This is a genomic window from Streptomyces chiangmaiensis (assembly GCF_036281785.1).
Taxonomy (GTDB): domain Bacteria; phylum Actinomycetota; class Actinomycetes; order Streptomycetales; family Streptomycetaceae; genus Streptomyces; species Streptomyces chiangmaiensis.
On the sequence record NZ_JAYWVC010000129.1, the window covers coordinates 1 to 23772 of the forward strand.

Annotated in this window: 23 protein-coding genes; 16 read left to right on the top strand and 7 right to left on the bottom strand. The window is 70.6% G+C overall.

Annotated features, from left to right (window positions below; all coding sequences use genetic code 11):
• The first annotated feature begins 132 nt into the window (after positions 1 to 132).
• Positions 133 to 819 (top strand): GntR family transcriptional regulator, encoded by a 687-nt coding sequence (locus VXC91_RS29020; RefSeq protein ID WP_329510306.1) that lies wholly within the window; start codon positions 133 to 135, stop codon positions 817 to 819.
• A 362-nt stretch (positions 820 to 1181) separates the two neighbouring features.
• On the opposite strand, the gene VXC91_RS29025 is transcribed toward VXC91_RS29020, so the two are convergent.
• On the bottom strand, positions 1182 to 1463 hold the full coding sequence (locus VXC91_RS29025; protein WP_329510307.1) for an HPr family phosphocarrier protein: 282 nt from the start codon (positions 1461 to 1463) through the stop codon (positions 1182 to 1184).
• Between the two features lie 156 nt (positions 1464 to 1619).
• Here VXC91_RS29025 and VXC91_RS29030 point away from each other — a divergent pair, with 156 nt between their 5' ends.
• The 4 genes from VXC91_RS29030 (at position 1620) to VXC91_RS29045 (ending at position 6986) form a co-directional block, all read left to right on the top strand.
• Complete coding sequence (locus VXC91_RS29030; RefSeq protein ID WP_329510308.1) at positions 1620 to 4424, top strand: bifunctional acetate--CoA ligase family protein/GNAT family N-acetyltransferase; 2805 nt, start codon at positions 1620 to 1622, stop codon at positions 4422 to 4424.
• A 42-nt stretch (positions 4425 to 4466) separates the two neighbouring features.
• Positions 4467 to 5063: a DUF5998 family protein gene (locus tag VXC91_RS29035; protein WP_329510309.1), complete on the top strand. Its 597-nt coding sequence runs from the start codon at positions 4467 to 4469 to the stop codon at positions 5061 to 5063.
• Entirely contained in the window at positions 5063 to 6253 is a 1191-nt protein-coding gene (locus VXC91_RS29040; RefSeq protein ID WP_329510310.1) for an alkaline phosphatase family protein, read from the top strand. Before VXC91_RS29035 ends, VXC91_RS29040 begins: the two co-directional genes overlap by 1 nt.
• Before the next feature lie 82 nt (positions 6254 to 6335).
• Positions 6336 to 6986, top strand: coding sequence for a thymidine kinase (locus tag VXC91_RS29045; protein WP_329510311.1), 651 nt, complete (start codon positions 6336 to 6338; stop codon positions 6984 to 6986).
• Positions 6987 to 7010: 24 nt separating this feature from the next.
• Here the strand turns inward: VXC91_RS29045 and VXC91_RS29050 are convergent, their stop codons facing one another.
• Positions 7011 to 7814: a VOC family protein gene (locus tag VXC91_RS29050; protein WP_329510312.1), complete on the bottom strand. Its 804-nt coding sequence runs from the start codon at positions 7812 to 7814 to the stop codon at positions 7011 to 7013.
• Between the two features lie 324 nt (positions 7815 to 8138).
• Here VXC91_RS29050 and VXC91_RS29055 point away from each other — a divergent pair, with 324 nt between their 5' ends.
• A complete protein-coding gene (locus VXC91_RS29055; RefSeq protein ID WP_329510313.1) occupies positions 8139 to 8990 on the top strand; it encodes a sulfurtransferase in 852 nt (283 codons plus the stop codon).
• Between the two features lie 52 nt (positions 8991 to 9042).
• On the opposite strand, the gene sepH is transcribed toward VXC91_RS29055, so the two are convergent.
• The 3 genes from sepH to VXC91_RS29070 form a co-directional block, all read right to left on the bottom strand.
• On the bottom strand, positions 9043 to 10080 hold the full coding sequence (sepH, locus tag VXC91_RS29060) for a septation protein SepH (protein ID WP_329510314.1): 1038 nt from the start codon (positions 10078 to 10080) through the stop codon (positions 9043 to 9045).
• A 540-nt stretch (positions 10081 to 10620) separates the two neighbouring features.
• Positions 10621 to 11940 (bottom strand): D-arabinono-1,4-lactone oxidase, encoded by a 1320-nt coding sequence (locus VXC91_RS29065; protein ID WP_329510315.1) that lies wholly within the window; start codon positions 11938 to 11940, stop codon positions 10621 to 10623.
• Positions 11900 to 13138 carry an MFS transporter gene (locus tag VXC91_RS29070; RefSeq protein ID WP_329510316.1) on the bottom strand — a complete coding sequence of 413 codons (1239 nt, stop codon included), beginning with the start codon at positions 13136 to 13138 and terminating at the stop codon, positions 11900 to 11902. Before VXC91_RS29070 ends, VXC91_RS29065 begins: the two co-directional genes overlap by 41 nt.
• A 178-nt stretch (positions 13139 to 13316) precedes the next feature.
• Between VXC91_RS29070 and VXC91_RS29075 the strand changes: the two genes are divergently transcribed.
• Together VXC91_RS29075 and VXC91_RS29080 are read left to right on the top strand one after the other, a co-directional pair.
• A complete protein-coding gene (locus VXC91_RS29075; RefSeq protein WP_329510317.1) occupies positions 13317 to 14444 on the top strand; it encodes a ferrochelatase in 1128 nt (375 codons plus the stop codon).
• A gap of 8 nt (positions 14445 to 14452) precedes the next feature.
• A complete protein-coding gene (locus VXC91_RS29080) occupies positions 14453 to 15271 on the top strand; it encodes an inositol monophosphatase family protein (RefSeq protein WP_329510318.1) in 819 nt (272 codons plus the stop codon).
• A gap of 354 nt (positions 15272 to 15625) precedes the next feature.
• Here the strand turns inward: VXC91_RS29080 and VXC91_RS29085 are convergent, their stop codons facing one another.
• Entirely contained in the window at positions 15626 to 15799 is a 174-nt protein-coding gene (locus VXC91_RS29085) for a hypothetical protein (protein WP_167748018.1), read from the bottom strand.
• A gap of 415 nt (positions 15800 to 16214) precedes the next feature.
• Between VXC91_RS29085 and VXC91_RS29090 the strand changes: the two genes are divergently transcribed.
• The 4 genes from VXC91_RS29090 to VXC91_RS29105 all read left to right on the top strand — a co-directional run bounded on the left by VXC91_RS29090 (position 16215) and on the right by VXC91_RS29105 (position 19700).
• Entirely contained in the window at positions 16215 to 16868 is a 654-nt protein-coding gene (locus VXC91_RS29090; protein ID WP_329510319.1) for a response regulator transcription factor, read from the top strand.
• Positions 16869 to 16873: 5 nt separating this feature from the next.
• The gene (locus VXC91_RS29095) at positions 16874 to 18106 is read left to right on the top strand and encodes a sensor histidine kinase (protein WP_329510325.1); all 1233 of its coding nucleotides are present in this window, start codon (positions 16874 to 16876) and stop codon (positions 18104 to 18106) included.
• A gap of 393 nt (positions 18107 to 18499) precedes the next feature.
• Positions 18500 to 18796 carry a DUF4193 domain-containing protein gene (locus tag VXC91_RS29100; RefSeq protein WP_003993510.1) on the top strand — a complete coding sequence of 99 codons (297 nt, stop codon included), beginning with the start codon at positions 18500 to 18502 and terminating at the stop codon, positions 18794 to 18796.
• A gap of 13 nt (positions 18797 to 18809) precedes the next feature.
• Positions 18810 to 19700 (top strand): hypothetical protein, encoded by an 891-nt coding sequence (locus VXC91_RS29105; RefSeq protein ID WP_329510320.1) that lies wholly within the window; start codon positions 18810 to 18812, stop codon positions 19698 to 19700.
• A 90-nt stretch (positions 19701 to 19790) separates the two neighbouring features.
• Here the strand turns inward: VXC91_RS29105 and VXC91_RS29110 are convergent, their stop codons facing one another.
• On the bottom strand, positions 19791 to 20252 hold the full coding sequence (locus tag VXC91_RS29110) for a DUF3093 domain-containing protein (protein WP_329510321.1): 462 nt from the start codon (positions 20250 to 20252) through the stop codon (positions 19791 to 19793).
• A gap of 58 nt (positions 20253 to 20310) precedes the next feature.
• Here VXC91_RS29110 and VXC91_RS29115 point away from each other — a divergent pair, with 58 nt between their 5' ends.
• The 4 genes from VXC91_RS29115 to VXC91_RS29130 all read left to right on the top strand — a co-directional run bounded on the left by VXC91_RS29115 (position 20311) and on the right by VXC91_RS29130 (position 23573).
• Positions 20311 to 20895, top strand: coding sequence for a PaaI family thioesterase (locus VXC91_RS29115; protein WP_329510322.1), 585 nt, complete (start codon positions 20311 to 20313; stop codon positions 20893 to 20895).
• Positions 20892 to 21416, top strand: coding sequence for a dUTP diphosphatase (gene dut, locus VXC91_RS29120; RefSeq protein ID WP_408057501.1), 525 nt, complete (start codon positions 20892 to 20894; stop codon positions 21414 to 21416). The genes VXC91_RS29115 and dut overlap by 4 nt, the downstream gene beginning before the upstream one ends.
• A 1-nt stretch (position 21417) precedes the next feature.
• A complete protein-coding gene (locus tag VXC91_RS29125; protein ID WP_329510323.1) occupies positions 21418 to 22188 on the top strand; it encodes a DUF3710 domain-containing protein in 771 nt (256 codons plus the stop codon).
• 173 nt (positions 22189 to 22361) lie between these two features.
• The gene (locus VXC91_RS29130; protein ID WP_329510324.1) at positions 22362 to 23573 is read left to right on the top strand and encodes an alginate lyase family protein; all 1212 of its coding nucleotides are present in this window, start codon (positions 22362 to 22364) and stop codon (positions 23571 to 23573) included.
• Positions 23574 to 23772: the final 199 nt, after the last annotated feature.

Sequence of the window (23772 nt, forward strand, 5' to 3'; positions counted from 1 at the left end):
TCGAACGGCTGTCTGTCCAAAAAATATCCATGGATTCCGGCCTGCTGTCGGAAATACCGGCCCGCTGCAATAGAGTCGGTTGAACACGCGTCAATCGACGACGTTTCGCGGTGATTAAGGCGGAGGTCGGACATGCGTATTCCGGCGCACTCGGTATGCACGGCGATCCGAGACGACATCGTCGCCGGGGTCCACGAGCGCGGCAGTCGGCTCACCGAGGAGCTTCTCGCGCGCCGGTACGGAGTCTCCCGCGTCCCCGTGCGCGAGGCCCTGCGGACGCTGGAGGCCGAGGGCTTCGTCGTCACCCGCAGGCACGCCGGCGCGTGCGTGGCGGAACCCACCGAGCAGGAGGCCGCGGACCTGCTCGACATGCGGATGCTGCTCGAGCCGCTGGGGGCCGCGCGGGCCGCCCAGCGCCGCACCGAGGCCCATCTCAAGGTGCTGCGCGGTCTGGTCAGGCTCGGCCAGGAGCGGGCCAGGACGGGCAGCAGCGAGGATCTGCGCTCTCTGGGCGGCTGGTTCCACGAGACGCTTGCGCAGGCCTGCGGAAGTCCCGCGCTGACGTCCACGCTTGCCCGGTTGCGGCACAAGATCGCCTGGATGTACACGGTCGAGGCGCCGGCCAGTCCCGTGGAGTCCTGGGCGGAGCACGGCGGCATCGTGGACGCCGTCGCGCGCGGGGACGGTGAGCGGGCGCGGGCGATCACGGCGCTGCACACCGAGCGCGCGACCGCCGCGCACCGGCTGCGCATTCCCGGCGCCGCGGACCGTGTGAGGACTTCGCAACACGTCGTAAACATGTCTGGGCTGCGGCATTAACACAGGCGCCGTATACAAAGAGGGATATCGAGCGAGGCCTGTTTTCTGCTGCCCTTGTTCTCGTGGGCGCCGGAAAATTAGTGCGTACGATTTTCGTGTGCCGGCTTCTTTTGTTGCGGGCCTCGGAATTCCCCGTACGCGGGTCGACGCGTGCTCGCGACGTGCGAGAAGTCCGCGCGCCCCGGGGCTCACCGGCGAGGCGCGGCGTGCGTGTTCCGCCCGTGGAGGCCCGGGCGTGTGCGCTGTGTGATCGTCGTACGGACGTGGAGTGCGACCGGTCTCCGTCGACGGTCCGGGAACACGGCGAGCCGCGTCCGCCGTGGAGGCCGACGCGGCTCCGCCGTGGGGTGGTGCCCGAAGGGTCAGACGGTCTCGGGGAGCTCCTCGAGACCCTCCGCGACCAGCTTGGCCAGGCGGTCCAGCGCGGCATCCGCACCCTCCGCGTCGGTGGCGAGGACGATCTCCTCGCCACCCTGGGCGCCCAGGCCGAGGACGGCGAGCATGGACCTGGCGTTGACGGGGTTGCTGCCCGCCTTGGCGATGGTCACGGGGATCCCGGAGGCCGTGGCTGCCCGGACGAAGAGGGAGGCGGGGCGGGCGTGGAGGCCCTCGGCCCAGCCGACGTTGACGCGGCGCTCAGCCATGTGATGCTGCCCTTCAGGTGCTTCAGGTTGTCTAGACCAGTGTTCCACAGGTGAAGCGTGCCCAGGAAGGGGCGACGGTCGGTCCCCCACGAGCCCGGCTCGGTTCCCTCGGGCTGCCTCGCGCCGATGCCGGACGCGAGCCTTACTCTGGGGCCCATGCAGACCGCGTCGGACCGGCACGAGTACCCCGCCCACTGGGAGGCCGACGTGGTGCTGCGCGACGGCGGCACCGCGCGCATCCGGCCCATCACCATTGATGACGCCGAGCGCCTCGTGAGCTTCTACGAGCTGGTCTCGGACGAGTCGAAGTACTACCGCTTCTTCGCGCCGTACCCTCGCCTGTCCGCCAAGGACGTCCACCGCTTCACGCACCACGACTTCGTGGACCGGGTGGGACTCGCGGCCACGATCGGCGGCGAGTTCATCGCCACCGTACGCTACGACCGCATCGGTGCCGACGGGATGCCCGCCTCCTCGCCCGCCGACGAGGCCGAGGTCGCCTTCCTGGTGCAGGACGCCCACCAGGGACGGGGCGTCGCGTCGGCCCTCCTCGAACACATCGCCGCCGTGGCCCGGGAGCGCGGCATCCGCAGGTTCGCCGCGGAGGTGCTGCCCGCCAACAACAAGATGATCAAGGTGTTCACGGACGCCGGGTACCGGCAGAAGCGGAGCTTCGAGGACGGCGTCGTACGCCTGGAATTCGATCTGGAGCCCACCGACCGGTCGCTTGCGGTGCAGCGCGCGCGGGAGCAGCGCGCCGAGGCCCGGTCCGTGCAGCGGCTGCTCGCGCCCGGGTCCGTCGCCGTGATCGGCACGGGCCGGACGACCGGGGGCGTGGGCCGCGGTGTTCTGGACAACCTGAGGACCAGCGGGTTCACCGGCCGCCTGTACGCGGTGAACAGGGCGTTTCCCGAGGGACAGAAGGATCTCGACGGGGTGCCCGCCCACCGCTCCATACGTGACATCGCCGAGCCGGTCGACCTTGCCGTCGTCGCGGTCCCCGCCGAGCGTGTCCCCGAGGTCGTCGCCGAGTGCGGTGAGCATGGGGTACAGGGACTCGTGGTCATCTCCGCGGGATACGCCGAGAGCGGCCCCGACGGGCGCGAGCGGCAGCGGGAGCTGGTGCGGCAGGCGCGCTCGTACGGCATGCGGATCATCGGGCCGAACACCTTCGGGATCATCAACACCTCACCGCAGATCCGGCTGAACGCGTCCCTCGCGCCCGAGATGCCGCGTCCCGGGCGCATCGGCCTGTTCGCGCAGTCCGGTGCCATCGGGATCGCCCTGCTGTCGCGGCTGCACCGGCGCGGCGGAGGCGTCACGGGGGTCACCGGAGTGTCGACCTTCGTCTCCTCCGGCAACCGGGCGGACGTGTCGGGCAACGACGTCCTCCAGTACTGGTACGAGGACCCGGACACCGACGTCGCCCTGATGTATCTGGAGAGCATCGGCAACCCGCGTAAGTTCAACCGGCTCGCGCGGCGCACGGCGGCGGCCAAGCCACTGGTCGTGGTGCAGGGCGCCCGGCACGGAGGCGCCCCACAGGGGCATGCCGTGCGGGCCACGCGGCTGCCGCACGCCACCGTGTCCGCGCTGCTGCGGCAGGCCGGCGTCATCCGGGTGGACACCATCACGGAGCTGGTGGACGCGGGACTGCTGCTGGCCAGGCAGCCGCTGCCCGCCGGCCCGCGGGTGGCGATCCTCGGCAACTCCGAATCGCTGGGACTGCTGACCTACGACGCCTGTCTGGCCGAGGGGCTGCGCCCGTTGCAGCCGCTCGACCTGACGACGGCGGCCTCGGCCGAGGACTTCCACCGGGCGCTGGCCGCGGCGCTCGCCGACGACGCGTGCGACGCCGTCGTGGTGACCGCGATCCCGGCGCTCGGCGAGACCTCGCCCGGGGACGCCGCCCTGGCGCAGGCGCTGCGTTCCGCGGCGGCCTCGGCCCCCGCCAAACCGGTGCTCGTGGTGCATGTGGAGCTGGGCGGGATAGCGGCGGCGCTGTCCGCGGCCACCAGCACGTCACCGCAGGCGCAGCGCGGCGATCTCCCGCGTCCGGCGGAGCCGCCTCCCATCGCCGTGGAGGCTCCGGAGGAGGCCCGCCTCATCCCGGCCTACCCCGCCGCCGAACGCGCCGTCCGGGCCCTCGCCGAGGCCGTCAAGTACGCCCAGTGGCGGCGGGAGGCCGCCGACCCCGGCAAGGTGCCCGAGTACGACGACGTCGACGAGAAGGGCGCCGCCGAGCTGATCCAGGCGCTGCTCGCGCGTGGGGAGGGGCTGACGCTCGGCAGCGAGGAGACCTGCGTCCTGCTCGCGCGGTACGGCATCCATGTGCACAGGGCGCTGCCCGCGCCCACGCCCGAGGTGGCCGTGGCGGCCGCCCGGGAGATTGGCTACCCGGTGGCGCTGAAGGCCACCGCCCCGCACCTGCGGCACCGCGCCGACCTCGGCGGCGTGCGTCTGGACCTGGCCGACGAGGAGCAACTGCGGCGAGCCTACGACGAGCTGACCGAACTGTTCGGCCGGCCACAGGAGCTGCGGCCGGTGGTCCAGGGCATGGCGCCACGGGGCGTCGACACCCTCGTACGGGCCGTCATCGACCCGGCGGCCGGTGCCGTGCTCTCGTTCGGGCTTGCCGGGGCCGCCTCGCAACTTCTGGGCGACACCGCGCACCGGCTGGTTCCGGTCACCGATCGCGATGCCGCCGCGCTGGTCCGGTCGATCCGGACCGCACCGCTCCTGTTCGGCTGGCGGGGTTCCGCCCCCGTGGACACGCCCGCTCTCGAAGAACTGATGCTCCGCGTGTCGCGGCTGGTCGACGACCACCCGGAGGTCGTCGCCGTCACGCTGGAGCCCGTGGTCGTCGCCACGCGCGGACTGAGTGTGCTCGGCGCCACCGTGCGGCTCGCGCCCCCGCCCGCCCGGGACGATCTCGGCCCGAGGACACTGCCGGTGTACTGAGCGGCGGCAAGCGGTGCCTCGCAGTCAGTGCGCCCCCGTAGGATGGACGTCATGGCCAAGACCAGTACGACGACCCAGGGGCTGCGGGCGGCGATCGAGCGCAGCGGCTACTACCCGGCTCTCGTGGCCGAGGCGGTGGAAGCGGCGGTGGGCGGTGAGCCCATCCGGTCGTACCTGGTTCATCAGGAGACCACGTTCGACGCGAACGAGGTGCGCCGCCATGTGACCGTGCTGGTCCTCACCGGCCACCGTTTCATCGTCAGCCACACCGACGAGCAGGCCGCCGACGACACCTCCCCGACGCCGTACGCGACGACGTCCACGGAATCGGTGAAGCTCGGCCGGATCTCGTCGGTCGTCGTCAGCCGAGTGGTCGCCAATCCGGAGTCGTACACGCCCGGCACGCTCCCCCGCGAGGTCGTCCTCACCATCGGGTGGGGCGCCGTCTCACGCATCGACCTGGAACCCGCCGCCTGCGGCGACCCCAACTGTGAGGCCGACCACGGCTACACCGGCAACTCGACGGCGGACGACCTCAGCCTGCGTGTGAGCGAGACCGGGGACGGCCCGGAGACGGTGCGCCAGGCGCTCGCCTTCGCTCAGTCCCTCTCCGAGGCGACCGCGGACCTCGCTCGCTGATGGCACTGACCACCTGGGACGACCACCCGGAGCCGCTCGCCGCCGGTTCCGCGCCGCTTCCCGAGTACGGCACCGGCTCACTGGCCGACCTCCTGCCCACCTTGGCCGCGGGCATGGGAGTCCCGGGCCGGACCGCCGCCATATCCGAGCTGGCCGCCGCCGACCGCAACTGCGTGTTCCTGATCGACGGCCTCGGCTGGGAGCAGCTGAAAGCGCACCCCGACGACGCCCCCTTCCTGACCTCGCTCCTGGCGTCCTCGCGGGGCGGCACGGGCCGGCCGATCACAGCGGGCTACCCGGCGACCACCGCGACCTCGCTCGCCTCGGTCGGAACCGGGCTGCCGCCCGGGGCGCACGGTCTGCCCGGTTACACCGCACGCAACCCCGAGACCGGCGAGCTGATGAACCAGCTGCGCTGGCAGCCCTGGACCTCGCCGCGCCTCTGGCAGCCGTACCCCACGGTCTTCCAGCTGGCCCACGAGGCGGGCGTGCACACCGCCCAGGTCTCCTCCCCGGCCTTCGAGAGCACCCCGCTGACCAAGATCGCGCTCAGCGGCGGCACGTTCCTCGGGCGGCTGACGGGCGAGGAACGCATGGACCTGGCGGCGGAGCAACTCGCGGCGGGCGACCGGGCGTTGGTCTACACGTACTACGCGGAGCTCGACGGTGCCGGACACCGCTTCGGCGTCGACTCGGACGCCTGGCGGGGCCAGCTCATGTACGTCGACCGGCTTGTCCAGCGGCTGGCCGAGCAGCTGCCGCCGCGCACCGCTCTGTACGTCACCGCCGACCACGGCATGATCGACATCCCCTTCGACGAGCGGCACCGCATCGACTTCGACGAGGACTGGGAGCTGCGCGCCGGAGTCGTCCTGCTGGGCGGCGAGGGCCGCGCCCGTCATGTCTACGCCGTGCCGGGCGCCGAGAACGACGTGCTCACCTGCTGGCGCGAGGTGCTTGGCGAGCGGTTCTGGGTGGCCTCGCGGGACGAGGCGATCGCGGCGGGCTGGTTCGGTCCGCACGTCGACGAACGGGTGTACCTGCGCATCGGTGACGTGGTCGCGGCGGCCCACGACGACGTGCTCATCATCGCGTCCGAGCGGGAGCCGAAGGAGTCGGCGATGGTCGGCAACCACGGCTCGATGACGGCCGTGGAACAGCTGGTGCCCTTGCTCGAAGTCCGTACCTGAGCCCGGCGCACGTCCCGGTGCCCCGTACGCTTCCTAAGATCCGCACGCCCTGAGCCCTGACCCGGAAGGTCCTCATCCCCCCATGCCCGAGCTGGTGTTCTTCTCCGGAACGATGGACTGCGGGAAGTCGACGCTGGCTCTCCAGATCGAGCACAACCGTTCGGCACGAGGGCTGCAGGGCATCATCTTCACGCGCGACGACCGGGCCGGCGAGGGCAAGCTCTCCTCGCGGCTGGGCCTGGTCAGGGACGCGGTGGAGGTGGCGGACGGGCAGGATCTGTACGTGTATGTCGTGGACCAGCTCTCGCAGGGCGGGCGCGCCGACTATGTGATCGCGGACGAGGCGCAGTTCCTCGTGCCGGAGCAGATCGACCAACTGGCCCGCGTGGTCGACGATCTGGGCCTCGACGTCTATGCCTTCGGTATCACGACCGACTTCCGCAGCAAGCTCTTCCCCGGTTCGCAACGCCTGGTGGAGCTGGCCGACCGCGTCGAGGTCCTCCAGGTGGAGGCCCTGTGCTGGTGCGGCGCCCGTGCCACGCACAACGCCCGCACGGTCGGCGGAGAGATGGTGGTCGAGGGCGCCCAGGTGGTCGTGGGGGACGTGAACCACTCCGCGGACGAGATCGGTTACGAGGTGCTGTGCCGTCGTCACCACCGCCGCCGTATGACGGCCGCCTCCGCCCGCGCGGCGGCGCTGTCCCCGGACGTCCTGCCCGTGGCGTCCACCTGACGCCTCACCGGTTCACCCGATGGTTCAGCCGAGCGGGCTGACCACCGAGAACGTCGCGCCCTCGGGGTCCGCGACCGTGATCATGCGGCCCAGGGCCGTGTTGCACTGGGCGCGCACGACGTGGCCGCCCAGCTCGACGACCCGGTCGGCCGTCTTGTCCGCGTCCGTGACCTGGAAATACGTCATCCAGTGCGCTCCCCGGTCCCGGGGCAGGTCGTGCCCCACGCCATGGATGCCGGCGACGGGACGGCCCTCGATATGGAGGGTGACGTAGTCGAAGTCGGGGGAGACGACCGGCTCCTCGGCGTAGCCGAAGACCGTCCGGTAGAACGTGGCGACGCTCGCCGTGTCATAGGTGAGCAGCTCGTTCCAGACCGGGGTGCCGGGGACACCCGTCAGACCCGTGCCGAGATGGTCGGCCGCCTGCCAGATGCCGAAGACCGCGCCCATCGGGTCACAGGCGATCGCCAGCCTGCCGGCCTCGGCCGCGTCCAGGGGGCCGACGCCCACGGTCCCGCCGCAGCTGCGCACCTGCTCGGCCGTCGCGTCCACGTCGTCCGAACCGAGGTACGGCGTCCAGGCGATCGGCAGATGTCGGTCCAGCGGCAGCTGGCCGATGCCGGCCACCTCGTAGCCGTTCAGTACGGCCCGCACGTACGGTCCCAGCGGCTGTGGCCCGGGCTGGAACTCCCAGCCGAACAGCGCTCGGTAGAACTCCTGGGTCGCGGCCATCCCGTGCACCATCAGACTCACCCAGCACGGTGTGCCGGGTGCGTGCCTCTCGTGCGTCGTGCTGGTCAGGCCCGTCGACCCCCGTGCCTCGGTCATGGTCACTCTCTCCTCGGCCCCTTGTGGCGGCCGTTCAGCCTCCGCCTGCGTGTACATGCACGGCGCACGCGCATGTGCACGATCCGTGCCGATGCCCGCACCACCGGTCGCATCCTGCGCTCCGGCCGCGTCGTGTCGCGGCGCCGTACGGTCGGAGGATGCCCGGAATAGGGTTTCTCGTCCGTTTCAGCGTGATTACCGTGTGCTGACCATCGGCTGTACAGCATGTGCCCGATCCCGTACACCGGGTGATCGGACCTGTCCGGCGGAGCAGGGTAGCCGGACCTCGGCGACTCGGCCACCCCGTGCGCAAGGATGGGGGCCATGAAGGCCATCATCTCCGCATCCGAACTCGCGAGCGACTTGGCGGGACCGCGGCCGCCGACGCTCCTGGACATCCGCTGGCAGCTGACCGCGGCGGCAGCGGCCGGCGCTCCTCCCTTCGACGGGCGTGCCGCCCATGCCTCCGGGCACATTCCGGGCGCCGTGTTCGTGGATCTGGACGCCGATCTCGCGGGTCCGCCCGGACCCGCGGGGCGGCATCCACTGCCCGCCACGGAGCATTTCGGTGCGGCGATGCGGGCCGCCGGCGTCTCCTCGGACGAGCCGGTCGTGGTGTACGACGGCAGTCAGGGCTGGGCAGCCGCTCGGGCCTGGTGGATGCTGCGCTGGACGGGGCACCCGGATGTACGCGTGCTCGACGGCGGACTGGCCGTCTGGGAGGGACCGCTGGCCACGGGGACCGAGGAGCCCGTCCCCGGCGACTTCCGGCCCGTACCGGGTGCGCTCCCGCTCCTGGACGCCGACGGCGCCGCCGCGCTCGCCCGGACGGGGTTGCTCCTGGACGCACGGGCCGGTGATCGCTATCGGGGCGAGGTCGAGCCGATCGACCGCGTGGGCGGCCATATCCCCGGCGCGGTGTCGGCGCCGACGGCGGAGAACGTGACCGAAGCCGGCCTCTTCCGGTCCGCCGTCGAACTCGCCGACCGCTTCACGTCGCTGGGCGTCACGGAGGGCACCGAGGTCGGTGTCTACTGCGGATCGGGCGTCTCTGCCGCGCACGAGGTGCTGGCGCTCACGATCGCGGGTATCCGGGCCGCCCTGTACCCGGGGTCGTGGTCGGAGTGGTCCGCGCACGACAGCCGTCCGGTCGCGGTGGGCGCCGACCCGCAGTGAACACCAGGACGGGGTCCACGCCGTCGCGTGGACCCCGCCCTCGTCCGTCCGGCTACTCCTGCTTCTTGCGCCGCGTTCCGAACACGATCTCGTCCCAGCTCGGGACGGCCGCCCTGCGACCGGGGCGGACGCCGTCCGCCTCCGCCTGGCGGTCCGTCGCGCCGATCAGACGGTCGCGGTGGCTGCCCACCGTGCGCGGCATGAGGACGTCCGCGTAGGCGGAACCGGCCGAGGCCGCGGGAGCGGGGGGCTCCTCCGCCGCGGGCTCCTGGGCGGGTTCCTGCTGCGGTTCCGCCGGGCGCTCGGGCACCACCAGGTCGCCGCGGAAGCTCGGCACCGCCTCGAGGAGGCTGGTGAGCGAGTCCCGTTCTCCGGTGCTCTCCTCCGCGGGCTCGGACGACTGCGCCGGAAGGACAGGGCGCTCCGCCTGGCGTTCGAGGGCACGGTCCATCCGGCCCTCACGCGGCAGACGGGCGATCCTCGGCACGAAGGGATGACTCGGCTCGGGCGCCGCGAGATCGTCGGACTCGCCGATCAGCGAACGCGCCTCGTCGTCGACGGCCTGGACGAGCCGCCGGGGCGGATCGTACGTCCAACTGGCCGAGTGCGTCTCACCCGCGACGCGGTAGACGAGCAGCACCTCCCAGGTGCCGTCGTCGCGGCGCCAGGAGTCCCACTGGACGGTGTCCTTCTGGGCGCCGCGGAGCAGCAACCGCTCCTGGACCGCCTCACCGAGCTGGGGACCGGTGTTCTCGCCGGGCCGGCGCACGGGCGTCTTGCGGGCCCGCTCGGCCATGAAGGCACGCTCGGCGAGGACAGGCCCCTCGAAGCGGCGGACGCGGTCGACGGGGATCCCGGCGAGCTGCGCCACCTCCTCGGCGGACGCACCGGCACGTATCCGCGCCTGGATGTCTCGGGGGCGAAGATGACTCTCCACCTCGATCTCGATCTGGCCGAGGCGGGGACGGTCGCCGCGCACGGCGGCGCGGAGTCGTTCGTCGATCGGAAGCGTGTACTCCGTGCTGTCCGCAGCCTTCAGCACCAGCCGTGTGCCGTCATTGGAGACGGCCACGACACGCAGTTCGGGCATGGGGACCTCCCGGGTGGTGCCTGCCGACGTCACGTGCGTCGCTGCTTCCGCTAGTCGAGTGTGGCCTGCCCGGGTGCAGCCTGCCACAACCTTGCCGAGTTGCCCGGCGTGTCGGGCACGGGCCCTGGATCGCCGTTATGGCACGGTTACCTATTCGCAACGCTAAGTGACGAACTCCGTCACCCTGTGCAACTAGCCCCCTCCCGGCGGTCCAGCAAGGCCCCGGACGCCCTGGCGGGAGACCGGACCCAGGGCTCGCAACAGTACTCCATTCGGGCCACGTCCGTGGATCGGCACGCCGCCCAACTTCTGGCAAGGGGTGCAAGTTGGTCGCCCGTTGTGCCGTTTTCGTGCCCGTCAAACGTGGTTCAGCTCATCCAATTGCCGGAATCGGAACTAATAGTTTCGGACGTGCGTCCTTCATTTCATGCGGTCGGGCGACGGATGCCGGTGCGGTGCGGACGGGGGAAGGGGAGTGGGCGGGGAAGAGAAAGAACCGGCCGGATGTGAGCGATCCTCAAGTCGCCGTCGTAGGCCCTGCTAGGCCCCCAGCACCCGGCGCAGATAGTCGTTCCCGAAACGCCGGTCCGGGTCGAGGCGGTCCCTCAAGGCGGTGAACTCCCCGAAGCGCGGATAGGCCTCGGCGAAGTACTCCGCGTTCCGCGTGTGCACCTTGCCCCAGTGCGGGCGCCCCCCGTGGGCCGTGAATATTTGCTCGGCCGCGGTGAAGTACGCCTGATAAGGCGTACCGCGGAACATGTGTATGGCGATGTACGCGCTGTCCCTCCCGGACGCCGTGGAGAGGGCGATGTCGTCGGCCGGTGCGGTGCGGACCTCGACGGGAAAGCTCACCCGAAGGGTTGAACGGTCGACCATGGCCTTCAGTTCACGCAGCGTCTCCGTCAGGGCCTCCCTGGGGACGGCGTACTCCATCTCCACGAACCGCACCCGGCGCGGTGACGTGAAGACCTTGTAGGGGATGTCGGTGTATGTACGGGCCGACAGAGCGTGACTGGAGACGCGGGCGATCGCCGGGATGGCGGCGGGTACGGCGCGGCCGACCCAGTTGGCCGCCTTGAAGACGCCGTTGGAGAGGAACTCGTCCTCGAACCAGCCGCTCAGCTGCCCGACCGGCTTCTCGGGGCCGGCGCTGCGATTGTTGCGCTTGGTATTGGTGTTGCCCGTGTGCGGGAACCAGTAGAACTCGAAGTGCTCGTTCTCGGCGCACAGTTCGTCGAACTCGGCGAGGACCCTGCCCAAGGGCATCGGCTCCTCGCGGGCGGTGAGGAGGAAGACCGGCTCCACCGCGAAGGTGATCGCCGTGATGATCCCCAGGGCGCCGAGGCCGATGCGCGCGGCGGCGAAGACGTCCGCGTTCTCCTTCTCGGAACAGGTCAGCACCGAGCCGTCCGCCGTCACCAGTTCCAGCGCCTTGATCTGGGCGGCGAGGGAGGCCGAGTCGCGACCGGTGCCGTGCGTGCCCGTGCTGGTGGCGCCGGAGACGGTCTGCTCCATGATGTCGCCCATGTTCGTGAGGGACAGACCCTCGCGCGCCAGGGCGAGGTTCAGCCTCTTGAGCGGCGTACCCGCCTCTACGGTGACGGTGCCTGCCGCACGGTCGATCCGGCGGACACCTGCCAGCAGTTGAGGGCGGATCAACAGGCCGTCGGTCGCCGCGGCGGCGGTGAAGGAGTGTCCGGTGCCGACGGCCTTCACCCTCAGCCCGTCCTCGGCCGCCTTCCGCACGGCGGTGGAGAGCTCCTCCACCGAGGCGGGGGTGACCTCTCGTGCGGGGCGGGCGGTGACGTTCCCCGCCCAGTTACGCCACGTGCCGCTCTTCCCGCTCACTGTGGTGCTCATGCGACCCTCCCCGCTGCGGAACCGGCCTGCCCAGCCGGCGATACCCGAGGAAACCGACCGCGACCGCGACGGCCCCGGACAGCGCCGGAACCTCGTACCCGGTCTCCGCTCCGGCGGTATCGATCACCTGGCCGGCCAGGGAGGAGCCGATCGCGACGCCGACCGCGAGCCCGGTGGACACCCAGGTCATCCCCTCGGTCAAGTGCGCGCGTGGTACGTGCCGTTCGATGAGGGCCATCGTCGTGATCATGGTGGGTGCGATGGACAGGCCCGCAACGAACAGCGCCACGGCCAGAGACGGCAAGTTTCCGACCAGTTGGAGGGGGATCATACTCACGGCCATGGCGCATATGCCCAGCAGCCATCTGCGTTCCGGCGCACCGGTGAAGCGCAGCAGCCCGAAGACCAGGCCGGCGACACAGGAACCCGCCGCGTACAGCGCCAGGACGATGCTCGCGGCCGCCTTGTGACCCAGCTCGTCGGCGAAGGCGACGGTCACCACGTCGACCGCGCCGAAGATGGCTCCGGTCGCCGTGAACGTGGCCACCAGAACCTGAAGGCCGGGTGAGCGCAGCGCAGATCCGCCGGTGTTCCGCTCCCGCGGGTGCGGCGCGGGTTCGGTGGCGCGCTGAGCGGTCAGCCAGAAGACACCGGCCGCCAGGAAGCACGCGGCGAGCAGGGGCCCGGCCTCCGGGAACCAGCTCGTGGACAGCCCGATCGAGATGATGGGCCCGAAGATGAAGCAGACCTCGTCCACCACCGACTCGAACGAGTAGGCGGTGTGCAGCTGCGGGGTGCCTCCGTACAGGGCCGCCCAGCGCGCCCTGATCATGGCGCCGAGGCTCGGCACCGCGCCGATGCCCGCGGCGCACACGAACAGCACCCAGTCCGGCCAGGTGAAGTGTGCGGCCACCAGCAGCCCGGCTGCCGCGGCCAAGGCGACGAGCGTCGCCGGGCGCAGCACCCTTCGCTGCCCGTGCCGGTCCACCAGGCGCGAGATCTGCGGCCCGACCGCGGCCGCGGACAGGGCGATGGTGGCGGAGAGCGCGCCCGCGAGCCCGTAGCGCCCGGTGAGCTGCGAGATCATCGTCACCACGCCGATGCCCATCATCGACAGTGGCATCCGGCCCACGAAGCCGGCGGCGGAGAAGCCCTTGGAGCCGGGGGCGGCGAAAAGGGCGCGATAGGGGCTGGGCACGGGTTCTCCGATGCATCCGGTAAGGCGTGTAATACGAGCATGTGCCTTACGAGCTAGGCAACCCTAACGTATGCCGGGTGGTAGGTCCGCCCCCGTGTTCGGACAGGCCGGGTGGAGTCGGATGGCGCACGGCCGGGTGGCGGGGGAGTCGTCCGAGCCGCGTGGCAGGATCGTAGACATGCCCGATGCACTAGATGCCAGCCCGTACGACGCCTTGCTGCTCCTCTCGTTCGGTGGCCCGGAAGGGCCGGACGACGTGGTCCCGTTCCTGGAGAACGTCACGAGGGGCCGGGGCATCCCCAAGGAGCGCCTGAAGGAGGTGGGGCAGCACTACTTCCTCTTCGGCGGGGTCAGCCCCATCAACGGCCAGAACCGCGCGCTCCTCGACGCCCTGCGCAAGGACTTCGCCGACCACGGTCTGGGCCTGCCGGTCTACTGGGGCAACCGCAACTGGGCGCCCTATGTGACGGACACCCTGCGCGAGATGATCGCGGACGGGCACCGCCGCATCCTGGTCCTCGCCACCAGCGCCTACGCCTCCTACTCGGGTTGCCGTCAGTACCGCGAGGACCTGGCGGGTGCTCTTGCCACCCTGGAGGCGGAGGGCCGTCGGCTGCCGCGGATCGACAAACTGCGGCACTACTTCAATCACCCCGGTTTCGTGGAGCCGATGATCGAGGGCGTCCTGAAGTCCCTGGCCGACCTCCCCGAGGACGTCCGGGCCGGTGCGCACATCGCCTTCACCACGCACTCCATCCCCGACTCCGCGGCGGACACCTCCGGCCCGGCCGAGGGTCACGGAGAGGGCGGGGCGTACGTACGCCAGCACCTGGACGTGACCCGGCTGATCGCGGACGCCGTGCGCGAGCGGACCGGTGTCGACCACCCCTGGCGGCTCGTCTACCAGTCGCGCTCGGGCGCCCCGCACATCCCGTGGCTGGAGCCTGACATCTGCGACCACCTGGAGGAGCTGCACGGCGCCGGTGTCCCGGCAGTCGTGATGGCGCCCATCGGGTTCGTCTCGGACCACATGGAAGTGCTGTACGACCTCGACACGGAGGCGAAGGCCAAGGCGGAGGAACTGGGGCTGCCGGTGCGCCGCTCGGCGACCGTCGGGGCCGACCCCCGGTTCGCCGCCGCCGTCCGTGAGCTGATCGTCGAACGGGCCGCGACTGAGCGCGGGCAGCAGGTGACGCCCTGCGCCCTCGGCACGCTCGGCCCCAGCCACCATGTCTGTCCGGTGGGGTGCTGCCCCGCCCGTGCCCCGCGTCCCGCCGCCGCGGGCGCCGACAGCCCGTACGTGTGAGGAGCACCGTGACCGAGCAGCTCCGGTCGTCCGACCGGCTGAAGACCGAACTCCTGGAGATCGCGCTGGAGGCCGTCACCCGGGCGGGCTCCTTCCTGCGCGACGGGCGGCCCGAGGACCTGGGCGTGGCCGCCACCAAGTCCAGCGCCATCGATGTCGTCACCGAGATGGACATCGCCGCCGAGAAGCTGATCACCGGGCTGATCTCCGATCGCCGCCCGGACGACGGTCTGCTCGGCGAGGAGGGGGCCAGCGTCGAGGGCAGCAGCGGTGTCGAATGGGTGATCGACCCCATCGACGGCACGGTCAACTACCTGTATGGGCTGCCCAGTTGGGCGATCTCCATCGCGGCCCGCAAGGACGGGGAGACCCTCGTCGGGGTGGTGCACGCACCGATGCGCGGAGAGATCTTCCGGGCGGTCCTGGGAGAGGGCGCGTTCGTGAACGACCGCCCCGCGCGTGTGCGCCCCGCGCCGGAACTGGGCCTCGCCCTGGTGAGCACCGGCTTCGGGTATCTCGCCGAGCGCAAGGCCCAGCAGGCCGAGGTGGCCCGGCGGCTGATCCCCGAGGTGCGGGACATCCGCCGAGGCGGCTCCGCCGCGATCGACCTGTGCGACGTGGCGGCCGGCCGCTTGGACGCGTACTACGAAAGAGGGCTGAACCCCTGGGACTACGCGGCGGGTGACCTGATCGCCCGCGAGGCGGGCGCCCTGACCGGCGGCCGCCCCGGTGAGCCGCTCTCCCCGGCGCTCACGGTCGCGGCCGCACCGGGCCTCTTCGAGCAGCTCCAGGCCAGGCTGGACGAACTGGGGGCCTGGCACGACTGAGGCGCCGGTCGTGGACCGGATCCCGAAACCTCTGCGGCGCCACCCGATCGGCCGCAGCGCTGGGGGCCGTACGGGGCAGGCGCGGCCGGCGCACCGGGTACGGACCGCCCGCGCCGCAGGCGGCCGACCGGGTGAGCCGGGCGTATCCGAGGACGGCCGGTGGGTTCCGCCGCACGGGTGAGCCGTGTCCGTCGTCCCGCAGGGCCGTCGTGGCCGAGCCGGTCCGAGGCCGGAGGCGGCACGGCCGAGGTGCACGGACCACGGCGATGGGCGGCCCTCGGCGTGCCCGCACCATCGCAGAACACGGAGCGGGCCCCGGCCGGGATCTGCCGGGGCCCGCTCCGTGCGAGCTGATCAGACGCGTGTCGCGCCGACTTCCACACCGTGCTCGGCGGCAAGGCGGTGCAGGTCGTCGAGCTCCGACTGCTCGACCTCCACGAGGAAGTCGTCGCCGGATTCACGGGCCCGCGTCAGGTCGGACTCGGTAGCCCGTATGCGCTGCAGAAGTCCTGCGGTGAATGCGTCCATGCTGCGCCCCCTCGTCCTGGGTCGTGGGTCGGTGGCACGGGGGTGTGCCCTTCGGAAGGGGCGATCACGTCTTCTGGGTGCCCAGCGCTGCCCCGGCTGGGCGGCGACGGTGCCGGACACCCACGCCCGCTCTACGGGAAGCGTCGAGCAGCCGACCACATGGTGGTGAGCCACATGCAGAGCGTGATCGCGGGGTGTAAAGCCGTCCTCCCCCCGCTCTCTTCCGCGGAAACCTCAAACACACGAGAAAATTTCTCGTTCCCGGACTCCCGGACGGGCTTCCCCGGTCCTCCCGGCCGTCTTACAGCCGGTTTACGGCCGAAAAGGGCAGGATGGAGTTCTCATCCATGACGGACCCGTCCGTGGGCTGCCCGCAGTCAGGGCTACGCGGGTGGACACAGGAAGGACAAGCGACGTGCGCGTACTCGTCGTCGAGGACGAGCAGCTGCTCGCCGATGCGGTGGCCACCGGACTGCGCCGGGAGGCCATGGCCGTCGACGTCGTGTACGACGGCGCGGCCGCCCTGGAGCGCATCGGCGTCAACGACTACGACGTGGTCGTCCTCGACCGGGACCTCCCGGTCGTGCACGGCGACGACGTGTGCCGCAAGATCGTCGAGCTCGGCATGCCCACCCGGGTGCTGATGCTCACCGCGTCGGGTGACGTCAGCGACCGAGTGGAGGGCCTGGAGATCGGCGCCGACGACTATCTGCCGAAGCCGTTCGCGTTCAGCGAGCTCATCGCGCGCGTGCGCGCACTCGGCCGGCGTACGAGCATGCCGCTGCCGCCCGTCCTGGAGCGCGCCGGGATCAAGCTCGACCCCAACCGACGCGAGGTGTTCCGCGAGGGCAGGGAGGTCCAGCTGGCCCCCAAGGAGTTCGCGGTCCTGGAGGTCCTCATGCGCAGCGAGGGCGCCGTCGTCTCGGCCGAGCAGCTCCTGGAGAAGGCCTGGGACGAGAACACCGACCCCTTCACCAACGTCGTGCGTGTGACCGTCATGACCCTGCGCCGCAAGCTCGGCGAGCCCCCGGTCATCGTCACCGTGCCCGGCTCCGGATACCGGATCTGATGAACGTGGCCACGACACCCGCACCGCCCACGGCGCCGCCCAGGCCCACCTGGGACCCCCGCCGGCCGGAACCTCCGTTCCCCTGGCTGCGCCCGACCATCCGCATAAGGCTCACACTCCTGTACGGCGGCATGTTCCTGATCGCCGGCATCCTGCTGCTGTCGATCATCTACCTGTTCGCTGCGCACGCCCTCAACGTGGGCAGTGAACTGCCGTTCAAGATCCTTTCGGGCCAGGTCGCCAGCGACAGCTGCAACTTCCCGTCCACGCCGACGGCGAACGAGCTCAACAACGCGATGAACGCCTGCGTGAACGAGCAGCGCCAGCACGCCCTGGACAACCTGCTCAGCCGCTCGTTGCTGGCCCTGCTCGGACTCGCCGTGATCGCCTTTGCCTTCGGGTACGCGATGGCGGGCCGGGTCCTGTCGCCGCTCGGCCGGATCACCCGGACCGCCCGCGCGGTGGCCGGCTCGGACCTGTCCCGCCGGATCGAGCTGGACGGCCCGGACGACGAGCTGAAGGAGCTGGCGGACACCTTCGACGACATGCTCGAGCGGCTGCAGCGGGCGTTCACGGCCCAGCAGCGGTTCGTCGGCAACGCCTCGCACGAGCTGCGCACTCCGCTGGCGATCAACCGCACCCTCCTGGAGGTGCACCTGTCCGACCCGGGGGCGCCCGTCGAGCTGCAGCAGCTCGGCAAGACGCTGCTGGCGACCAACGAGCGCAGCGAGCAGCTCGTGGAGGGGCTGCTGCTGCTCGCCCGCAGCGACAACCAGATCGTCGAGCGCAAGCCCGTCGACCTGGCGGAGGTGGCCTCACAGGCCGTGGACCAGGTGCACACCGAGGCGGAGGCCAAGGGCGTCGAGATCCGCGGCGAGCGCGCCCCGGCGGTGGTGCAGGGCAACGGGGTCCTGCTGGAGCGGATCGCCCTGAACCTCGTGCAGAACGCGGTGCGTTACAACATCCCGAAGGGCGGCTGGGTCGAGGTGGCGACCCAACTTCAGCACGGGCAGGCGGTCCTGGTGGTGTCCAACACCGGACCGGTGGTCCCCGCCTATGAGATCGACAACCTCTTCGAGCCCTTCACGCGGCTGCGTACGGAGCGCACGGGCAGCGACAAGGGCGTGGGCCTCGGCCTGTCCATCGCGAGGTCCGTGGCGCGTGCCCACGGCGGTCACATCACCGCGCAGCCCCGTGAGGGGGGTGGACTCGTCATGCGCGTGGTCCTGCCCACCTGAGACGGTGGCGAACACGCCGTCGGACGTTCGCTTTGCGCGGAATTTTCGAGCCCGAGATCCGGACCGACCGTGTGTGATCGATCACAGCGACACCTTTCCGGCCATCTACTCTCTGTGACCCCGCGGACGCCCATAATGCCGGAAAATCCGGGTTTTCCCGGGCCTTGATCACGGGAAGTACACGGGGAGATGCCTTTGAAGTACGGCATGCGGACCGTGTACGGTCCGGTTCGCCATCCAAGCCGATCACTCTTGAGGAGTTCGGTTGGGTGTCGATTGAGTAACAGACCTTGATGTGAGGCAAAATCTCCGCCTCGAGGCGGGCACAAGTCCGGCCTCTCACGCGTTACGTGCGCTGGAGACACCCGCAGACACCCAGAGGGGGAGAGCGAAATGGCAACCGATTACGACACCCCACGCAAGACCGATGACGACGTCGATTCCGACAGCCTTGAGGAGCTGAAGGCCCGGCGGAACGACAAGTCCGCCTCTGCCGTCGATGTCGACGAGTTCGAGGCCGCAGAGGGCCTGGAGCTGCCGGGCGCAGACCTCTCGAACGAGGAGTTGGCCGTCCGCGTGCTGCCGAAGCAGCAGGACGAGTTCACGTGCATGAGCTGCTTCCTGGTACACCACCGCAGCCAGCTGGCCCGGGAGAAGAACGGTCAGCCGATCTGTCGCGACTGCGACTGAGGCGGGGTCGGCCGTGACTGGCTCGACCCCTCCCCGGAAGCGCCGCTTCCCGTACAGGGGAGCGGACCCGGAGCCTCATGAGGGCTCCAACGGCGTACGTGACGACGAGCGGGGCGCTTCCGGTCCGGGAGCAGCCTCGCTCGAACCGCTGAACGCACCGGCGGTGCCCGAGGTGCCGGCCCAACCCCCGGCACCTGTGGCACGGGGCCGAGCGACCGCCGTCCGCGAGGGAATCCGGGAAGGCGTCCTCAAGAGCGGCAGCCATGCCAAGGCGGGTCTGGGGTACCTCGCCGACCGGATCATCGAAATAGGCCCGCGTATCCCCGTACGGGACCTCGAGACCCTCCGCCGGCAGTTCCCTGGCCTCGGGCCCGAGGAACTCGCGGACAAGCTCGTCTCGGGGGCTGCAAGGGCGACGGCCACGGTCGGAGCCGGCGTCGGAGCCGCCGCGATGTTGCCGGTGCCGCCGGCCATGCCGACCGAGCTGGCAACGGAGATCACCGGCGTCGCGGCCATCGAACTGAAATTGATCGCCGAACTGCACGAGGTGTACGGGGTGCGGCCACCCGGGACCCTCACCCAGCGCAGCACCATGTATCTGAGGTCGTGGTCGGGGGAGCGCGGGATCGAAGTGACCAAGCCGTCGACCATAGACGCCGCTCTCGGCGTGCGGATGAAGCGGGAGCTGCGGCAGCAGATCATGAAGCGGATGGTGCGGGATCTGCCGAACCTGATGCCCTTCATGGTGGGAGCCGCGGTGGGCGCGGTCATGAACCGGCGGGACACCAAGCGGCTGGCGGAGCGGATCCGGAAGGACCTGCGCAAGATGCAGGTGCCCTGGGAGGCGTTGCCGGAGCTGCCGCCGCTGGAGAAGCCGAAGGAACCCCTGCAGCTCGAGGACTGACGTTCCCTTCCGGCCTCGCCTGCCTGCTGGTCCCGGCCCTCTCGCGGGCCGACCGGCCCTCGCGGTCCGAGAGGATCGGCGGCCCCGCCGCTACACCTCCGCCCGCGCCGCCTTGATCGCCGCAGCCAGCCTCTCCGGTTCCCTGGACGACAGGTACAGGTACGGCGTCGGGTCCTCCGGATCCACGACCTCCACCTTCAGGGCCCTCGGGACGTACGCGCGCAGCAGCAGGAAGGCACGCGTGTCCGCCTTGGACGTGCGCCAGGCGCGGGCCTCCTCCGCGTCCAGGACCTCCATGTCGCCGAGCGCCGACAGCGGGATCTTCGCCTCGCCCGCGATCAGCGAGTCGCCCACTACCCGGATACGTACGGAGCCATACGAGCTGGCCACGACCGCCGAGGCCGCGGTGCCGCCGACCAGCCCGCCGAGCAGCGGGAGCGTGCCGAACGGAACCAGCACCAGGGCCAGGGCCAGGCCGACCAGGAGGCACATCAGCCACCAGGAGCGGGGGGCGGTGAGGCGTTCTTCGTACGGCGAGGCGGAGAGCTGCATGGAGCCAAGCTTGGCACGGTGTCCGGATCACATTCACGCGCGGGTAAGGTCTGCGCCTGTGAGTGGTACTTCCGAAGCTCTGACACCGCCGGCCGAGGCCGTGGCACCCATACGGCACCCCGACGCCCCCGCGCCCGGGGAGCTGCTCGGGGCGCACTACGAGCAGTGCTTCGGATGCGGGGGAGCCCAGCCCCACGGGCTGCACCTCGAGGCGCGGGCCGGTGAGGGCGCCTCCCTCACCGCCGAGTTCACCGTCCGGCCCGCCCACCAGGGCGCGCCCGGCCTCGCCCACGGCGGGGTCCTCGCGACCGCCCTCGACGAGACCCTCGGCTCGCTGAACTGGCTCCTCCGCACGATCGCGGTGACAGGCCGGCTGGAGACCGACTTCGTGCGGCCCGTGCCCGTGGGCACCGTGCTGCACCTGGAGGCCGAGGTGACGGCGGTGGCCGGGCGGAAGATCTACTCGAGGGCGACCGGGCGGATCGGGGGACCCGAGGGACCCGTCGCCGTCCGCGCCAGCGCCCTGTTCATCGAGGTGAAGGTCGACCACTTCGTCGACAACGGCCGCCCCCAGGAGATCCAGGCGGCCATGAACGACCCGGACCAGGTCCGGCGTGCACGAGCCTTCGAGGTGAACCCGTGAGCGGCGAATCCCGTCGAGAATTCTCCGTGCTCATCCGGCGCGTCGACCCCGACGTACCGCTCCCGGCGTATGCGCATCCCGGGGACGCGGGAGCCGATCTGCGCACCACAGAGAGATGCGAGCTGAAGCCCGGGGAGCGGGCCGTGCTGCCCACGGGCGTGTCTGTCGCGCTGCCCGAGGGGTACGCGGCCTTCGTGCATCCGCGGTCCGGTCTCGCAGCCCGCTGCGGTGTCGCCCTGGTGAATGCACCAGGGACGGTTGATGCCGGGTACCGTGGAGAGATCAAGGTGATCCTGGTGAATCTCGATCCGCGCGAGCCCGTGCGGTTCGAGCGCTTCGACCGGATTGCCCAACTGGTCGTCCAGCAGGTGGAGAGGGTCCGCTTCCAGGAGGTCGCGGAGCTTCCCGACTCGGCGCGTGCCGAAGGGGGCTTCGGGTCCACCGGCGGTCATGCCGCCGTTGGCGGCACAACGGGTGGGAATCGATACGCTTCGGTCGTATCCGACCGGGAAGGACAGTGACGTGTTCGGACGTCGCAACAAGAAGGGTGCCGCCGAGGACGCGGCCGGCGAGGCCGAGCAGGTCGTCGACGGTGTCGACACCGAGGCGGACGTAGAGGACGTAGAGGTCGAGCGTGAGCGCGTGAGGCTCGAGCCGGAGCCCCGGCCCGACGGCCCCTGGGACAGGTCCGAGGTTCGCGAGCCCGGCGATGGCCGGGTGGACCTGGGCGGTCTGTTGGTGCCCGGGGTCGATGGCATGGAGCTGCGGGTCGAGGTCGCGGGCGACGCGATCGTGGCCGCGACCGTCGTCCTGAGGGACAGTGCCATCCAGTTGCAGGCCTTCGCCGCGCCCAAGCGTGAGGGCATCTGGGGCGAGGTCCGTGAGGAGATCGCCAGCGGCATCACCCAGCAGGGCGGCATCGTCGACGAGGTCGAGGGCTCGATGGGCTGGGAGCTGCGCGCCCAGGTGCCGGTGCAGCTGCCGGACGGCACGGGTGGATTCCAGGTCGTGCGGTTCGTCGGTGTGGACGGTCCCCGTTGGTTCCTGCGCGGTGTGATCTCCGGCCAGGGTGCCGTGCAGCCGCAGGCGGCGGGCCTGCTCGAGCAGATCTTCCGGGACACGGTCGTGGTCCGCGGCGAAGGCCCGATGGCGCCGCGCGATCCGATCGTCCTCAAGCTGCCGAACGACGCGCAGATGGTGCCCGAGGGCGTGCAGACGGAGGAGAGCGGTTCGCGCTTCTCCGGTGGCATGGGCCAGTTGCAGCGTGGACCCGAGATCACCGAGGTCCGCTGAGAGGCCCGCGAACACAACCCACAAGAGGCCGTGCCCCTGTCGAGGGCACGGCCTCTACGTGTGCCCGGTGCGCGGACCCTTGACGGGCGGTTGGTCTGTACCTATGTTCTCCGGCCATCGCGAGCGTTCAAAGAGGCGCTCAATGTTCACATACGAGAACGGATGGCTGTCGCATGGCTGCTGCTCCCCCACGTCATCGCCGCAGATCACAGGCCTTACTGTTCGTCACGCTGGTCGCCGCCCTGGTGGCCGGCCTCCTGCTCCGGCCTCAGGCCCACCGTGCCGAAGCCGCCCCCACGACCTTCACCCATCCCGGAGTCACCGTCTCCCGGGCTCAGCTGGACTTCGCCCGCAGCAAGGTCGACGCCGGCGCCCAGCCCTGGAAGGGCGCCTTCGATCAGATGATGGCGAGCAAGTACGCCGATCTGAACCGCACCCCCAAGCCCCGCGCCACCGTCGAGTGCGGTTCGTACTCGAATCCGAACTACGGCTGCACCGACGAGCGCGAGGACGCGATCGCCGCGTACACCGACGCCCTCGCCTGGTGCATCACCCGCGACGACCGGTACGCGAAGAAGTCCATCCAGCTGATGGACGCCTGGTCGGCCGTCATCAAGGAGCACACCAACAGCAACGCGCCCCTGCAGACCGGCTGGGCGGGCTCCTCCTGGCCCAAGGCCGCGGAGATCATCAAGTACACGTACACCGGCGCCTGGACGAACTCGGGACGCTTCGCCGCCATGCTCCGCGATGTCTACCTGCCGAAAGTGATCGGCGGCTCCAACTCCAACGGGAACTGGGAGCTGTCCATGATGGAGGCCGCCGTCGGCATCTCGGTCTTCCTCGAGGACAGGACGTCGTACGACAAGGCGATGGCGAGGTTCCGCACCCGGACGGCAGCCTACGTCTACCTCGCCTCCGACGGCGATCTGCCGAAGACCGTGCCCAGCCAGAACCTCGACACCAGGGACAAGATCGTCCATTACTGGCAGGGGCAGTCGACCTTCGTCACCGGGCTCACCCAGGAGACCTGCCGCGACTTCACGCATACCGGATACGGCATCTCCGCCATCTCGCACGTCGCCGAGACCAGCCGCATCCAGGGACAGGACCTGTACGGCACCGACGTCGGCGAGCGGCTGCGCCAGGCACTCGGGTTCCAGTCCAAGTACCAGCGGGGCGCGGCCGTGCCCGGCTGGCTGTGCGGCGGCTCGCTCACCCTCGGTCTCGGCCCGGTCACCGAGGTGGGATACAACGCCCTGCACAACCGCCTGGGCATCGCGATGACGAACACCCAGGCGCTGACCGAGCGGAACCGCCCGGCGGGCACCAACAACCTCTTCGTCGCCTGGGAGACCCTGACGCACGGAGACAACCCCAGCTGACCTGCGTACGGCGGCCGCGCGCCCCGTTCCGGAGCCCGGCCGCCGTACCCTCACGAGGAGCCCGGTGGGACGTATCAGGGTTGCGTCAAAGAGGCCCTGCCTGGCGAACTCTGCCCCTTTTGCCGTGATTATTGGCCGTAAGGTCGACGCAGTGTACGCAGCGTGCGCAGCTGCGACGGGAAGACAATGGGGCCATGGG

Coding starts and splice junctions, on each gene's coding strand:
- VXC91_RS29020 (WP_329510306.1), top strand. CDS start 133: ATGCGTATTCCGGCGCACTCGGTATGCACGGCGATCCGAGACGACATC.
- VXC91_RS29025 (WP_329510307.1), bottom strand. CDS start 1,463: ATGGCTGAGCGCCGCGTCAACGTCGGCTGGGCCGAGGGCCTCCACGCC.
- VXC91_RS29030 (WP_329510308.1), top strand. CDS start 1,620: ATGCAGACCGCGTCGGACCGGCACGAGTACCCCGCCCACTGGGAGGCC.
- VXC91_RS29035 (WP_329510309.1), top strand. CDS start 4,467: ATGGACGTCATGGCCAAGACCAGTACGACGACCCAGGGGCTGCGGGCG.
- VXC91_RS29040 (WP_329510310.1), top strand. CDS start 5,063: ATGGCACTGACCACCTGGGACGACCACCCGGAGCCGCTCGCCGCCGGT.
- VXC91_RS29045 (WP_329510311.1), top strand. CDS start 6,336: ATGCCCGAGCTGGTGTTCTTCTCCGGAACGATGGACTGCGGGAAGTCG.
- VXC91_RS29050 (WP_329510312.1), bottom strand. CDS start 7,814: ATGACCGAGGCACGGGGGTCGACGGGCCTGACCAGCACGACGCACGAG.
- VXC91_RS29055 (WP_329510313.1), top strand. CDS start 8,139: ATGAAGGCCATCATCTCCGCATCCGAACTCGCGAGCGACTTGGCGGGA.
- sepH (WP_329510314.1), bottom strand. CDS start 10,080: ATGCCCGAACTGCGTGTCGTGGCCGTCTCCAATGACGGCACACGGCTG.
- VXC91_RS29065 (WP_329510315.1), bottom strand. CDS start 11,940: ATGAGCACCACAGTGAGCGGGAAGAGCGGCACGTGGCGTAACTGGGCG.
- VXC91_RS29075 (WP_329510317.1), top strand. CDS start 13,317: ATGCCCGATGCACTAGATGCCAGCCCGTACGACGCCTTGCTGCTCCTC.
- VXC91_RS29085 (WP_167748018.1), bottom strand. CDS start 15,799: ATGGACGCATTCACCGCAGGACTTCTGCAGCGCATACGGGCTACCGAG.
- VXC91_RS29100 (WP_003993510.1), top strand. CDS start 18,500: ATGGCAACCGATTACGACACCCCACGCAAGACCGATGACGACGTCGAT.
- VXC91_RS29110 (WP_329510321.1), bottom strand. CDS start 20,252: ATGCAGCTCTCCGCCTCGCCGTACGAAGAACGCCTCACCGCCCCCCGC.
- VXC91_RS29130 (WP_329510324.1), top strand. CDS start 22,362: ATGGCTGCTGCTCCCCCACGTCATCGCCGCAGATCACAGGCCTTACTG.